At 55.2% G+C, this 15,195-nt stretch carries 11 protein-coding genes; 8 read left to right on the top strand and 3 right to left on the bottom strand.

Going from position 1 to position 15,195, the window contains the following annotated elements:
• Positions 1–7 precede the first annotated feature (7 nt).
• Positions 8–1,213 (bottom strand): isochorismate synthase, encoded by a 1,206-nt coding sequence (locus IV04_RS22445; protein WP_037403198.1) that lies wholly within the window; start codon positions 1,211–1,213, stop codon positions 8–10.
• 196 nt (positions 1,214–1,409) lie between these two features.
• Between IV04_RS22445 and fepB the strand changes: the two genes are divergently transcribed.
• Positions 1,410–2,372, top strand: a complete 963-nt coding sequence (fepB, locus tag IV04_RS22440) for a Fe2+-enterobactin ABC transporter substrate-binding protein (RefSeq protein WP_037403170.1) — start codon at positions 1,410–1,412, stop codon at positions 2,370–2,372.
• Here the strand turns inward: fepB and entS are convergent.
• Positions 2,359–3,615, bottom strand: a complete 1,257-nt coding sequence (gene entS, locus IV04_RS22435) for an enterobactin transporter EntS (RefSeq protein WP_037403168.1) — start codon at positions 3,613–3,615, stop codon at positions 2,359–2,361. The genes fepB and entS overlap by 14 nt on opposite strands.
• Positions 3,616–3,764: 149 nt before the next feature.
• Between entS and fepD the strand changes: the two genes are divergently transcribed.
• The 7 genes from fepD to murP all read left to right on the top strand — a co-directional run bounded on the left by fepD (position 3,765) and on the right by murP (position 11,163).
• Positions 3,765–4,826, top strand: coding sequence for a Fe(3+)-siderophore ABC transporter permease (gene fepD / locus IV04_RS22430; protein WP_037403167.1), 1,062 nt, complete (start codon positions 3,765–3,767; stop codon positions 4,824–4,826).
• Positions 4,827–5,852, top strand: coding sequence for an iron-enterobactin ABC transporter permease (gene fepG / locus IV04_RS22425; RefSeq protein ID WP_037403166.1), 1,026 nt, complete (start codon positions 4,827–4,829; stop codon positions 5,850–5,852).
• Complete coding sequence (locus IV04_RS22420) at positions 5,849–6,649, top strand: ATP-binding cassette domain-containing protein (protein WP_037403164.1); 801 nt, start codon at positions 5,849–5,851, stop codon at positions 6,647–6,649. Before fepG ends, IV04_RS22420 begins: the two co-directional genes overlap by 4 nt.
• A 202-nt stretch (positions 6,650–6,851) precedes the next feature.
• Complete coding sequence (locus tag IV04_RS22415) at positions 6,852–7,928, top strand: porin (protein ID WP_037403163.1); 1,077 nt, start codon at positions 6,852–6,854, stop codon at positions 7,926–7,928.
• A gap of 124 nt (positions 7,929–8,052) precedes the next feature.
• Positions 8,053–8,649 carry a DUF2057 family protein gene (locus IV04_RS22410; protein ID WP_081893277.1) on the top strand — a complete coding sequence of 199 codons (597 nt, stop codon included), beginning with the start codon at positions 8,053–8,055 and terminating at the stop codon, positions 8,647–8,649.
• 148 nt (positions 8,650–8,797) lie between these two features.
• Entirely contained in the window at positions 8,798–9,706 is a 909-nt protein-coding gene (gene murQ, locus IV04_RS22405; RefSeq protein ID WP_037403160.1) for an N-acetylmuramic acid 6-phosphate etherase, read from the top strand.
• A 2-nt stretch (positions 9,707–9,708) separates the two neighbouring features.
• Positions 9,709–11,163 carry a PTS N-acetylmuramic acid transporter subunit IIBC gene (murP, locus tag IV04_RS22400; protein WP_037403159.1) on the top strand — a complete coding sequence of 485 codons (1,455 nt, stop codon included), beginning with the start codon at positions 9,709–9,711 and terminating at the stop codon, positions 11,161–11,163.
• Positions 11,164–11,261: 98 nt separating this feature from the next.
• Here the strand turns inward: murP and IV04_RS22395 are convergent, their stop codons facing one another.
• Complete coding sequence (locus tag IV04_RS22395; RefSeq protein ID WP_037403158.1) at positions 11,262–15,194, bottom strand: enterobactin synthase subunit F; 3,933 nt, start codon at positions 15,192–15,194, stop codon at positions 11,262–11,264.
• Between the last annotated feature and the right edge of the window lies 1 nt (position 15,195).

Here is a 15,195-nt window from a genome sequence, read left to right as displayed (position 1 = left end):
CATGTTGTTATCCTTGCAGACCAAAAGCACGCAGCATGGTGCTGAGCTTGGTGCTGGTTTCATGCCACTCAGCCTGTGGGGAGGAATCAGGCACAATCCCCGCACCGGCAAACAGGCGTACCTGATTGGCATTGACCGTGCCACAACGGATGGTGACCACCCACTCACCGTTGCCTTCGGCGTCACACCAACCGACAATGCCGCCAAACAGGCCACGTTCGAAAGGCTCCAACTGCCCGATCAGATCGCGTGCTGCCAGCGTCGGAGTGCCACACAATGCGGGCGTTGGGTGCAGCAGGCAGGCCAGCGACAGCGCATTCTCTGCCTGCTCGGCGGCTTCGCCCTCGATCGGCGTCGAAAGGTGCCATAACGTGTTGGTATTCAGCAGTCCCGGGGTGGCTGGAATGTGCAGACGGCGGCAGCGGCCCTGCAAAACCTGGCGCATACCGGCGGTGACAATCTGGTGCTCGTAGCGATCTTTAGCCGATGTAAGCAGTTGCTCACTGACTTGACGATCCCGCTGAGGATCGTTTTCACGCCGCGCCGATCCTGCCAGCGGGTTCGAATAGAACCGATCACCGTACTTGCGCAGCAGCAGTTCTGGGCTGGCCCCCACCAGAGCCCCCTCTTCTAACGGGACATGGAAGTGGTAACTCTGTGGATTCTGAGCCATAACGCGCATCATCAGCGCCGCTAGATCTATCTGCTTGCCGGTCTTAATTTCCAGCAAACGGGAAAGCACCACTTTCTCCAACTGTTCGCTACTGGTCACCTGCACCGCATCGGCCACCATTTGCATAAACTGCGTCTGTTCGGGCAATTCGCTCTGGTGGGTGATGACTGGCAACGCAGCTACGACCGGCTTCAGGTCTGCCATAAAGGCTTCACGTTCAAACCATTGCACTTGCCGAGGGATAAATAACGCGGAGGGTTGGCGGGTATCGAAAGGAATCGCGCCACACAGCAGCGGATTGGAGATCCCTGCCTGCCGGGCTTGGGCAAACGCCTGCTGCACCCCCTGCTGGAAGCGGCCTTGCAGATTATCGCCGTCGGCAGCAGGCTGCGTGATGTTGGCAAAACACCCTTGTGTGCTCAGGCTACGATAAGGAGAAGTAAAAAAGAAACCTGAGGTTGGGGAAACCATGGCGGACTGTAACACTTGCTCCCTGCCTTGCAGCTCCTCTTGTTCGGCACCCTTAACTGCTAACACCATCGGCACTTCCTCTATATCATTAACAACAATCAACATAATAATGATTATCATTTGTATTTGATTGCGGTAAAGTACTCTGCAGATTTTGCCATGTCAATAAATGCAAACGCTTATTCTTATCAAAATCAGATATGAGTTTAGTGTCTTAATTTATAAAAATGATAATTATTAACATTTAAGCGAGGTTTACCCGCAGATGATAAATCACTTACGCCTTGGGTTGGCATTGTTCGGCCTGCTGGCATTGGGCAACGCACCAGCGTCAGCCACAGCGCAATGGCCACGCACGGTTACCACGCCACACGGCATGATTGCCCTCAATCAGCCCCCAGTGCGCATTGTCTCCACCAGCGTCACCGTCACCGGCACACTGTTGGCTATCGACGCACCAGTCATCGCCAGCGGAGCCACCAGCCCGAACAATCGGCTGTCGGATAAACAAGGCTTTTTCCATCAATGGGGCGAGATCGCCGCCCAGCGCGGTGTGAAACGGTTATACATCGGTGAACCCAACGCCGAAGCGATAGCCGCTGAAGCCCCGGACCTGATTGTGATGTCTGCGACCGGTGCCGATTCCGCGTTGCGCCTGTACGATCAGTTATCCGCTATCGCCCCCGTGCTGGTGGTGAATTACGACGACAAGAGCTGGCAGGAGTTGGCCCACATTCTCGGTCAGGCGACCGGGCACGAAGTTCAGGCGGAAAGAGTGGTCAGTGAATTTGCCGCACGGGAAAAGGCGCTGAAACAGCGTATGACACTCCCGCCGCAACCCACGTCCGCCTTGGTATTACGCAGCGATGGCAAAAGTGCCAACCTGTGGACCGCTGATTCGTCACAAGGGCAACTGCTGCAGCAGTTAGGTTTTACTCTGGCAACGCTGCCACCAAAGTTTAACGCCAGCACCAGTCAGGGAGTGCGTAAAGACATCATTCAACTGGGGGGAGAAAATCTGGCACAGGGCCTGAATGGTCAGACCCTGTTGCTGTTTGCCAATGACGAAACCGACGTGCAACGGCTGACGGGCAACCGCTTTCTGGCGCATTTGCCTGCGGTAGCAAACCAACGGGTTTATGCGTTGGGCAACGACACTTTCCGCCTGGATTATTACAGCGCCAGCAATCTGCTGACGCGTCTGGAGCAGCTATTTATTGCTCAGTAGCTTCAGTGGCGGGTTGTAGCCCGCCACTGCCCACCTGGCGCAAGCCACGCATAGCGAACGCCAATACCACTGCCAGCAACACAGCGCCAAAACCAAAACTGGTTGAGGTCATGGCTGGCAGCATAAATGCCCCCATCGCCCCCAACAGCAAAGCGCCAATCGCATCGCCGACCACGTTCTGGGCCGTCCACAACCCGTTGATGCGGCCAAGAAACGCATCCGGCGTCAGGTTCTGAATCAACCCGTACTGCAGCAGCGAGTTCAGCGCGCTGAAATAGCCAAAAACCACTAAGCACAGCAGCGCCATGCCATACCATGGCATTAGGCCAAACAGCCCGATGGCAGCGAACGCAGCAATTGCTGTCAGCAACATCACCCAACCCGGTCTGGCGACCTGCGCTATTCGCCCACTGGTGAATGCCCCGATGGTCGCCCCCAGCGGCACCGCAGCATACATAAAGCCCAGGTGCGCGATGCTCACGTTCCACATGCCAGAGATAGCCGGGTACAACACCCGCACCGCGCTGGCCATGGTCAGCAGCGCACCGATCAACGCTACCATTCCGATCACTTTATTTTGCAGCAGAAAGGTAAAACCGCCGATCAAAGCGCGCAGCGGGTGCTCACGCGGCTGCGGTGGCGGCGGCAACTGCGGCAAACGCAATAAAGGGAGCAACGTCAACAGGGTGCCTAACGCCGCCAAGCCGTAATTCCAGGCAACTCCGGCGCTGGCGATCACTGCGCCGCCAATGGCAGGTGAGAGGATCGAGCCAAAACGCACGGTCAACATGCTGATGGCCCCGGCCTGCACAATGTTTTCACGCCCCACCAGCGCTGGGGTGGCAGCCAGTAAGGCGGTCACCCCCACCGCACCAAAGAAACCGTCCCATACCGCCAGCAGATAGATCGCAGTCAGAGAAGGTGCGGGCAATGCTGCATTCAGGCACAACCCGACAAAACCCACGCCACAGGTAGAACGGGCAAACAGGATCAAGCGGCGGCGTTCATAGCGATCCGCCAGCACGCCCCCCATCAGCAAACCGGCAAACATCCCGCTGCCCGCCAGCGTCACCGCAAGCCCGACCAACAAGGTTGAGCCGGTCAACGCCTGAATTTGCACCGGAATGGCGATCGCCATCAGGCCCAGCGCCAGAATCGAAATAAAGCGCGCACAAAATACCGCCCGAAAGGCCGCATTGGTTTTCAGCAGGCCGAAATCGAGCAAAATAGAGGGTTTCTTCATCTTGTTATCACCACCACCGAACTCCGTTATTGCAGCTTAAAACTCATCAGGAACAGCGCTAGTGCTGTCTGGGGAGTCATGCTACCATAGATAAACACAATCAATAATGATAATAAGTATCATTTATATTCAATTGGTAATGGGTTGCCATGTTCCGGCTTACACGTAATTGCTCTCCCCCTTTATCTGCCCCACTCCAGGGCTTATCCCATTCATTTTGGCTACGCCTGCTTGGGTTGCTGTGTGCCGTTGCGGTTCTGCTGTTAATGATGATGCTCAGCCTGTCGCTGGGAGCCAAGCCCATCCCTGTTGCCAACGTGTTTACCGCACTGAACGGGCAATGTAGCGGGGCCGACTGCCTCATCGTGACCGAAGCCCGGCTACCGCGAACGCTGATCGGCGTACTGGCCGGTGTGGCTTTGGGGTTAGCCGGTGCTCTGATGCAGACTCTTACCCGCAATCCGCTGGCCGACCCTGGCATTCTGGGGGTTAACTCCGGTGCGGGTTTCGCGGTGGTCTTGGGGATCACTTTCTTCGGCGCAACCAGCGTCAGCGACTATCTGTGGTTCGCCTTTGCCGGTGCCCTGTTTGCTGCATTATTAGTGGCGCTGGTTGGCGCGCTGGGCGGTAGCCGCCTCAGCCCGGTTCGCCTGACGCTGGCCGGGGTGGCACTGGCGGCGGTGCTGGAAGGGCTGACTTCCGGCATTGCCCTGCTTAACCCGCAGGTGTTTGATCAGCAGCGCTTCTGGCAGGCGGGCTCTCTCGATATTCAAAGCATGGCGGTGGTACGCACCGTCGCCCTGCCGATCCTGTTAGGCACATTCATTACCCTTTGGCTGACCAAAGCGTTGAACAGCCTGAGTATGGGCAACGAGCTGGCCGCCGCACTGGGCACCAGCATGGTGCGCACTCAATTGCTCGGCCTGCTGGCGATAACCCTGCTGTGTGGTGGTGCGACCGCCGCCGTGGGCCCAATCGCATTTGTCGGGTTGATGATGCCGCACATTGCCCGGCGGTTATCAGGGCCGGAATTAAGCTGGATGCTTCCTTGGACCTTGGTGCTAACGCCGATTCTGCTGCTGACTGCCGATCTGCTTGGCCGCTTCCTGGTATCAGGTGAGCTGCAGGTGTCTATTGTGCTGTCGCTGATCGGCGCACCGGTACTGATTATGCTGGTACGCCAGCGCCGCATGTTCCGGCGGGGAGGATAAATGAGCCTGTTGATTACCCGCCAACTCCTTGCCAAAAAACCACTGCGGCTGGCGCGACCGCTAGCAACCGTGTTGATACTGCTGTTCACCTGCCTGGCGTTAGCGGTTTATGCCCTCGCTTCCGGCACGCTGCCACTCAGCGCCATGCAGGTGATCGAGGCTTTGCGCGGCGAAGGCCCGGCCAATCTGGCGGTTATCGTCACTCAGTGGCGCTTGCCGCGTGTTGCGATGGCGCTGTTACTGGGGGCCGCTCTGGGCATCAGCGGTGCCATCTTCCAATCCTTGCTGCGTAACCCGCTCGGCAGCCCAGACGTCATCGGTTTCAATACCGGCGCTTACAGCGGCGTGTTGGTGGTTATTGTGCTGTTTAACGGCGGTATTCTCGGGATCACTTCTGGCGCGCTGGCCGGTGGCTTGATCACCGCCGGGCTGATTTACCTGTTGGCCTGGCGTAACGGCGTTGAGGCTTTCCGCCTGATTATTGTCGGTATTGCGGTGCGCGCCCTGCTGGTTGCGTTAAACACCTGGATGATCGTCAGCGCTTCGCTGGAATCGGCGATGACCGCTGGCTTGTGGAGCGCAGGTTCGCTCAACGGCATTTCCTGGGCAAAAAGCCTGCCTGCCCTGTGGGTAATAGTGCTGGCAATGCTGCTCTTGGCGGCGCTAACGCGGCGCATGCGGCTGCTGGAAATGGGTGATGATACCGCTTGTGCTCTGGGGGTCGCGGTTGAGCGTTCACGCCTGCTGCTGTTTTTGGCCGGGGTACTGCTCACCGCAGCGGCAACCGCTGTGGCTGGGCCAATCTCTTTTATTGCTCTGGTAGCTCCGCAGATTGCCCGCCGCCTGTGCGCCAACCAAAACGTGCTGTTGCTGACGGCCTTAACCGGCGCTTTGTTACTGCTGGCTGCGGATGTTGCCGCACAACGCCTGTTTATGCCCTACCAGTTGCCGGTCGGTGTCTTGACCGTCAGCCTAGGGGGGATTTATCTGATTTGGTTATTAATCCATGAGTCGCGAAAAAAATGAATGCTGAAAACCTGTTAGCTGCGCCGCTACGCGCCGAAAACCTGACGCTGAGTTACGAAAAAAAGATCGTCGCGCGCGATCTGTCAGTGTCCATTCCGCACGGCGAGCTGACGGTAATTATCGGCCCGAATGCCTGCGGCAAATCCACACTGTTAAAAACGCTCAGCCGCCTGATGCAGCCACAAGCCGGTTCTGTATGGCTTAACGGCCAGCAGATCCGCGATTACGCCACCAAAGACGTCGCCCGCCAGCTCGGTTTGTTACCGCAAAGTTCGATCGCCCCTGGTGATATTACGGTGTTCGATCTGGTGGCACGTGGCCGCTACCCGCATCAGCGTTTGTTCAGCCGCTGGCGCGACGAAGATCAGCAAGCGGTTGAGCAAGCCATGCATGCTACCGGTGTAGCGCAGTTGGCCGAACAACCAGTGGATACGTTGTCCGGCGGGCAACGCCAACGGGTATGGATCGCCATGGTCTTGGCGCAGCAAACCCCATTACTGCTGCTGGATGAACCCACCACCTGGTTAGACATCACCCACCAGATTGAGCTGCTGGAGCTGCTGCGCCAGTTAAACCGGGTGAATGGCTATACTCTGGTGGTGGTGCTGCACGATCTTAACCACGCCTGCCGCTATGCCAGCCATCTGATCGCCATGCGCGGCGGTAAAATTGTCGCCGAAGGCGCGCCGAAAGATATTGTAACCCCTGAGCTGATCGAAGAAGTGTATGGGCTGAAATGTATGATCATTGACGATCCGGTATCACATACCCCGTTAATGGTACCGTTAGGGAAATAGCTCACCGGTTTCCCCTCAAAACCGCCTCCTGTATCACTACCGCCTACCCTCACGTCACCAGACTGCGTTTGAAATTTTTTGACGCAGCTCTCAATCCCCACAAAAAGAATAAAATATTCCTTTTACATTTAATTTAAAGAATACATTATTCCGATCGCTAAAAAACAACATCTATCACCTCTAAAACACCAATGAGTTAAAAATGAAAAAAATCATACTAAAAACAGTACTGGCCTCCATTATTGCTAGCAGCACAGCTCAGGCTGCGGTGATCTACAAGGAAGACAATGGTTCCAATGTCGAGCTTTATGGCCGCTTTGGATTCAACGTTTCAGACAAGAAAACGGGTAACACACAAGGTGACTTTGATGGGCGTTTGGGGTTTATTGGTCGTCAGGTTGTCAATGATAATGTTGCCGTTATTGGCCTGGCACAATATCAGGTGAACGCCGCCGAGTACGCCAATAACGTCGAGAAAAATAACGATAGCCTGACCGCTCGCTACGTCTGGGCCGGTCTTGATTTTGCGCAGTACGGCAAAATTACCGGTGGCCGCGTCTCTTCCGGTCTGATTATGTTTACCGATATCGGTGATGTTTTCGCCAGCTCTGATGTTGCAACAGGCCGCCAAGCACGCTTTGTTGACCCAACCGCAGTGCAGGTATTCCGCCAGGACGGTACCATTCAGTATCAGAATAATATCGGTAACCTTGACGTTGCTACCGCGTACATTATCGGTAACGGTACATCCGATCTGGACTACGGCTACAATGCCGCCACACGCTATACGTTCGACATGGGTACCGCAGGCAAGCTGGTGCCGGTTATCGCTTTCCAGAAAACCCGCGCCGCGCAAAATCTGGGTAATCGCACCAATGGGGCAGACACCTTTACCTACGGTGGTATTGGTACCCGCTATTACCTGGGCCCGGTTATGTTAGGCCTGCTGTACTCTTCAGATACCGTAAGTTACAGCAACGGCAGAGCAGACAGTAAAGATAAAGACTGGGAATTCACCGCCGTTTATAACGTGAATAATGATTGGGCATTGCGTACTGGCTATCGCTATCTGGATAATACCGGTGGTGACGAATTAACTCTGCGTGATACCACCTTTGAAGTACAATATAAACTCACTCCGCGCAGTTCAATCTACACTGCCTATATTCTGCGGAATGGACAGGATGGAACAAACGTGGACACAGGCCGTCAGGTTTCATTTGGTGGCAGTTCAGCCAAAGATAGTTTCTATCATCTTGGTCTGCGTTACGAGTTCTGATGCTACACCCGTAATACTTCAAGTTGCCTGAGCATTGACTTTCTTCGCGTAGACGATCCGTTGGCGTGAAAACGACTGACTCAATAAGCGCAGCTTATATTATAAAAGATCGAAAGGTGGGATCATGATGAGAATTACGTTTATAGCTTTATTACTGTTAGGAACGGTGATGAACAGCCATGCCGCTGTCACGCTTAACTTTGGTGACAACGTTAATATTCTGGCCGCTCAATCAGCACAAATAAATACTTTCAGTAAGTCGGTCACATTGCCCGATGGTGAACAGACGTTAATTGTGCGTTTTGATGCCCCTAACGATCCTGGCTCAATGAATGAAAGCCAGGGGCGTGTCATTTCCAACGCTCAGATATTAACCTTTACTGCAAGCCCTAATAGCCATATTAATTTAAAAACAGCGATACCGCTCAATGCGAATGAAACTCAGGCTGCGGCTAAGTCGCCAACGTTTTACCTGACGGATTCGCAGGGCAAGTCTATCCCTTTCCATGCTCAACCTGTTTCAGCGGCATCGAATAAATTTGGAACGGATTATGCCAAATTATTACCGGGTGCGATTCAGCAGCCTGTCGCTGAAGTGAAAGAACAAGATAAAGCAAAAGCAGAGGTTAAAACCCCCTCTCTCAGTAACCTGCAGACGCTTTATTTACAGATGAGTGATGAGCAAAAGAAGGAGTTTTTACGCTGGGCAATCAGCCTTTAATGAAGTTGATGACAAAGCTGTCTTTATGACCGAGATACACGGGCTTTGTCAGCAGTCTGCTTTAATGCCGTTACCCATCATATTTCAAGTCGCAGGCGTATTGCGTACTTGATTTATGATGGGCTTAGATTTTTCCAATGAGGTTGTAATGAAAGTTAATCTATCCGGGCTGACCACAGAAAGCCGCAATCACGCCAGTGAGAATATTGACCAACTTTCTACCGTTGACATGCTGAAAGTGCTCAATGATGAAGATAAGAAAGTGGCTCTTGCCGTAGAGGCTGTTTTACCCGCGATCGCACAATCCGTTGACTGCATTGTTGCGGCTTTTCAACAAGGTGGCCGCCTGATTTATTGTGGTGCCGGAACGTCAGGGCGCCTTGGCATTCTTGATGCCAGCGAATGCCCGCCAACTTATGGTACTCCGCCGGAACAGGTTGTCGCGCTGATTGCAGGCGGCCATCAGGCCATTCTGCATGCGGTAGAAAATGCAGAAGACAGCCAGACCTTAGGGCAAGAAGATCTGAAAAAAATCGGTTTTAACGCCAAGGATGTGTTGGTGGGTATTGCCGCCAGCGGGCGCACGCCTTATACCATCGCGGCCTTAGAATACGCCAAGTCATTACAGGCCAAAACCATTGCCCTGACCTGCAATGGCGAGAGCGAAATGGCACGTGTGGCAGATATCGCCATTACCCCGATTGTCGGGCCGGAAGTGGTAACGGGTTCCTCACGTATGAAGGCAGGCACTGCGCAGAAACTAGTCCTGAATATGCTGACCACGGGTGCCATGATCCGCACAGGGAAAGTGTATGGCAATCTGATGGTAGACGTCGAAGCCACCAATTTAAAGCTGGTACAACGCCAGATTAATATTGTCATGCAAGCCAGTGACTGCGATCACGAGACGGCCACTCAGGCATTACAAGAATCAGGTGGGCATTGTAAGACCGCCATCGTCATGATTCTGGCACAAATGACAGCAGAGCAAGCTCATACGGCTCTCGAACAAAACAATGGATTTATTCGCCAGGTACTGAACGAGCAAGAGAAATAATAATGGCAAAAATTACCGAAAAAACCATCGCAGATATTTTAAGTCTGGTTGGCAATAAAGATAACGTCAAAATCTGTGGGCACTGTATGACCCGCTTGCGCCTGACGCTCAATGATAATCAGCATGTTGATCAAGTACAGTTGAAAGCCATCCCAGGTGTTTTGGGGGTTATCAACAGCGATGACCAGCTGCAGATTATTTTAGGGCCGGGTAAAGCGCAAACTGCGGCAGAAATGATGAATACCCTGTTAGGTTCGGCCAATAATGCCGCACCTGCGGCTGCATCAACCTCTAACGATCTGGGTGACATAGCCAATAGCAACAAGAGTAAGATGAAGGCCAAGCAAACCAGCGTGATTCATCAGTTTCTCGCGAAATTTGCCACCATTTTCACTCCGTTAATCCCAGGCTTTATTGCTGCCGGGATGTTACTTGGCTTCGCGACGCTGCTGGAGCAAAGCTTTCTCGTCAATGCCACGGAAAAAAATGCCCCCCTGCAGCATCTTGTCGGCTATATGAAAATTTTCGGCAAAGGTATGTTTACCTTCCTGCCGATTCTGATTGGCTATAACGCCCAGAAAGCCTTTGGGGGCACTGGCGTCAATGGCGCTATTATTGCCGCATTATTCGTATTGAGCTATAACCCGCAAGCCACGGTGGGCTATTTTTCCGGCATCGATAATTTCTTTGGTGTTCCTATCGACCCTCGCGGCAATATTATTGGCGTCTTGATCGCCTCTATTCTTGGTGCCTGGATCGAGCGGCAAATCCGTAAAATCATCCCCGATAATCTGGATATGATTTTAACCTCGACATTCACCCTGCTGATCACTGGTGCTTTAACCTTCACCATCATCATGCCACTGGGCGGTGAACTGTTTAAAGGCATGTCCTGGCTGTTTATGCACTTGAACGGTAACCCATTCGGTTCCGCGATCTTAGCCGGGCTATTCCTGATTTCGGTGGTGTTTGGTATTCACCAAGGCTTTATTCCGGTCTATTTCGCGCTGATGGAAACCCAAGGCTTTAACTCTCTGTTCCCGATCCTTGCCATGGCAGGCGGTGGGCAGGTCGGGGCCGCACTGGCGCTCTATTTCCGCGCTAAAAAGGATTCATTGACCCGTAATCAGGTCAGAGGGGCAATTATTCCGGGCTTACTGGGCGTTGGTGAACCTTTGATTTATGCGGTAACGCTGCCTCGGGTTAAACCTTTTATCACGGCCTGTATCGGCGGTGCCTGTGGTGGGTTCTTTATCGGTTTGGTCGCCTGGCTGGGCTTGCCAATCGGGCTTAACACGGTATTCGGGCCTTCAGGGTTAGTCTCCTTGCCGTTAATGACCTCATCTCAAGGCATTTACGCGGGTATGGCGGTTTATGCCACCGGGGTTGTCATTTCTTATGTCGCAGGTTTCATCGCTACCTGGTTCTTTGGCAGCAAGAATGTTGATTTAGCCTAACGGCTGGCTGGCGAACACCACCCCCTTTCTGTTCGCCAGCTTTTTTCACACTATTTGCGCGGCACTTGCTGATGCATGTCAGACACTCGAAAGAGTGGCTAAAGTGCCCGCAAAATCCGGTTCAGCAACGGCCCCAGTACCCTGAACGATGCCGGTGAGACGATGTCCACATGCGCACAATCCAGTTCATGCACCTGCAACCTATCGACATATTCCGCCCAGGTCTGCTGCACATTCATGCCCGCCTGCAGCGTGCGCTTCGCCACAAACAGCGTCGCCTGACCGTGAAAACGGGCGGTATGGGTATGTGATAACAAGCGCACAGAGTCCGCATAGTTGGCTTCGATATGATCGAACATTGCCCCGTGCGTTGATCCTAACGCCTCCTCCGACACCGCCAGAAACTGTTCCCGTTCACGCTGCACTTCTTTCAGCACGTTATCGTCCAGCATCACGTCCCAGTTCTGGGTTTCCGGTGGGTAGGTATCCAGCAGCCCGAGGAACGCGACCTGTTCACCGCGCGCCTGCAGACGCGCAGCAATCCCCTGCGCCAAGGTGCCACCCAGCGAATAACCGATAAAGTGATACGGGCCATGCGGCTGTATCTGCAATACCGTGGCTAAATGCGCATCGCATACCTGATCCATATCTTCACTCAGCGCCAGCGGGCCATCAGGCCGTGGCGACTGGATCCCCACCAGCGACCAGTGCTGATCGATATAGCGCGGTAACACACTGAACTGCCAAGAGAAGCCAGAGGCCGGATGCAGGCAGAACAGCGTCGGGCCATGGGTGATACGCAGCGGCAATACGCTGTCGAAGCCATATTGGTCGGCTTCTTCCTGCGTGCGATCTTCCGCCAGCAGTACCGCCAATTGTTGCACGGTTGAAGCGACCATCACCTGCCCCACCGCTACCGCTTTCCCCAAGTCACGCCGCAGTTCTGCAGCCAGCCGCATCGCCAGCAACGAATGGCCGCCGAGAGCGAAGAAATCATCATCGGCAAACACCTGTTCCCGTTGCAGCAAGCGAGCAAACACTGCCGCGATCGCGGTTTCCAACCCCGGCTTAGCCACGCGCCCGGCTTTTCTGGCTAGGGTTTGCGGCTGCGGCAACGCTTTGCGATCGAGCTTACCGTTGGCACTCAGTGGCAACGAGGCCATTGCCACCAAAGCCACCGGCACCATATGGGCTGGCAAACGTTCGGCCAATGCGGCGCGCAGGCTGGCGCTATCCAGCATTCCCCCCGGCTGCGCCACCAGGTAGCCGACCAGCTGCCGGGCATCGCCGCTCATCGCATCGGCAACGCTGTTTTCCAGCACCAGCGCATGGGTAACCGCCTGGCTTACCCCCGGCAGTGACAATAACGCGTGATCGATTTCACTCAGTTCAATGCGCTGACCACGGATTTTCAGTTGATCGTCGCTGCGCCCAAGATATTCCACGCTACCCTCGGGCAACCAGCGGGCCACATCGCCAGTACGATACATACGCCCACCGTTGCCCTGCGGATCGGCGACAAAACGGCTGGCGGTAAGATCCGGCCTGCCCAGATACCCTAGCGCCAACTGCACTCCGGTGAGATACAGATCGCCCGCCACGCCCGGCGGCACCGGCTGCAAGCGCGCATCCAGAATACGCAACCCGGTATTCCACACCGGCAGGCCGATCGGCACATTAGCACCACTCACCGCCGCCAACGCTGCGCCATGGGCCGGGTGCCAGGTCACATCCACCGCCGCCTCCGTTGGCCCATACAGATTGTGCAGCGGCACCGCTGTGCGGCGCTGCCACAGGCGGCACAGCTCAGCAGGCAAAGCCTCACCGCTGCAGAACACCTGCCGCAGCGGCTGGCAATCGGCAACTGCGCTTTCGCTGTCTAGCGCGCTGACGAAAGCCGCCAGCATTGACGGCACAAAGTGCATCGTCGTCACCTGGTGGTGCGCGATCAGCGCCAATAACTGTTGCGGATCGCGATGTGCTTCCGGCGGTGCCAGCACCAACTGCGCCCCCACCATCAGCGGCCAGAAGAATTCCCACACCGAGACGTCAAAGCTGCACGGCGTTTTTTGCAATACCACATCACCTGCCGCCAGCGGGTATTGATGCTGCATCCACAGCAGCCGGTTGACGATCGCCTGATGCCCCACCAGCACGCCTTTTGGCCGCCCGGTGGAACCCGAGGTAAAAATGATATAGGCCGGGTGATCCGGCGTTGGCCCCTGGATATCTACGGGGGCCGCTAACGTTGCCAACGGTGCGTCGTACAGCAACACCTCCCCTTGCCCGACAAAGCGCGCAAGTTGAGAAGCATCGGTAATAATCAGACGTGGTGCCGCATCCTCCAGCATCATGTTGAGGCGTTCATCCGGGTAACCGGTGTCTAGCGGCAAATAGGCGGCTCCGGCTTCGACAATCGCCATCAGTGCCAGCGACAAGAATACCGAACGCGGCAATGCCACCGCCACGATATCCCCCGGCAGCACGCCTTGCGCCACCAACCGCCCAGCCAGAGTGCGAACCTGTGCGCGGGTTTGCCGGTAATTGAACTGATATTGGCTATCCGCTAACGCTGGGGCATCGGGGGTTTTATCTGCCTGCTCGGCCAGTAAACCGCTGAGCGTTCCCGGCGCAACCGGATGGGCAGTATCATTCACCTGCGCCAACAAGACGTGATCTTGCGGGCTCAGCATGTCGGCGGCACCGACCGGTAAGGCAGGCTGAGCGGTAAACTGGCGCAGCAGCAATGGAATGCGCTGCAAATGTTGGCTCAGTTCTTCACGCTGATAACGCTCGGCATTAGCCAACAGCTCAATTTTCAACGCACCCGCTTCATCAATAAACAGCGCAATCTCCAAATCACGCACTGGCCCGGAAGCCAGATCGTGAGTCATACCTGCAATGCCGTTAAAGTTGAGCTGGTAATCGAACATCTTAAAGTTGAACACCGTACCGTACAGCGGTTGGGCGTCGCCCACTCGCCCCAAATCCCGCTGCACCTGTTCGGCGTCATAACGCTGATGGCGGCGAGCCACTTTAAGCTCACGGCTGATCTGCACCGCCAGCTCAACCAGCGTGGCGTCATGATCTACATGCATCGCCACCGGCAACACATTAATCACTGGCCCGGTGGCGCACAGCGCCGCCGAACCCATACGGCGCATAAAAATAAACCCGGCGCTGAAGCTGGGTTGGCCGCTCAGGCGTGCCACCCACAGCGCCAGCAGTGCCATTGCCATATCCGCCGCATTAAGTTGTTGCTGCTGGCCCGCAGCCACTAAGGGGGCAAAGTCTTCTGTGGAGCAAATGTGGGCCAACCGGTGGATGTGGGTAGAAGGCGCTTGCCCGGCCAAGGGGTGCGGGCAAAGCGTGGCAGGCGCAGGTAACTGGCGCGCTTTGTCTACCCAGAAACTCCTATCGCGCTGATAACCCGGCGAGTGCTGATACTGCTGGTATTCCGCTACCACCGAGCTAAACGGGGTGAAAGGAGTCGGTTCCGGCAACTGATGCTGACACAGACAGGTATAAATATGGGCGATACGGCGCGCAATGGCGGTAAAGCTGAAACCATCTACCACCAAGTGGTGGTAGCGCTGATACCAGAACCAGCGATCGTCAGCCAAGCGCATCAAAATATGACGATACAGCGGTTTGCCACTGCTCAAACGCAATTCGTCAGCCAAGTCGCTCTGTATCAGCGCCTTCGCCGCCGCATCAGCGTCCGCCGTTTCGCGCAAATCCAGCCATTCGGCTGGCGTGATGGGCAGGTTAGCGTCGTACCACTGCACCGGTACGCCATCGTGCTCGGCAAAACGTAACCGCAGGGTATCGACTTCTGTTAGCCCCTGCGCAATAGCCTGCAGCAGTTTCTCTTTGTCTAGCGAGCCATTCAGCTCAATGTAATGGGCAACCGCATAAGCATTGCCATACGGTGAAAGCTGATCGGCGACCCAAATCCCGGGCTGTGCGGCCACCAGCGGCAGTTCGACGATCACCTGCGGTTCGCCGGGCAAAATAGAGGTTTCTGACACA

This window comes from Serratia sp. Ag1 (assembly GCF_000743355.1).
In the GTDB taxonomy this organism is placed as follows: domain Bacteria; phylum Pseudomonadota; class Gammaproteobacteria; order Enterobacterales; family Enterobacteriaceae; genus Chania.
Note: the sequence above shows the minus strand (reverse complement) of the source record. Positions and strands in the feature narration are given on the sequence as shown.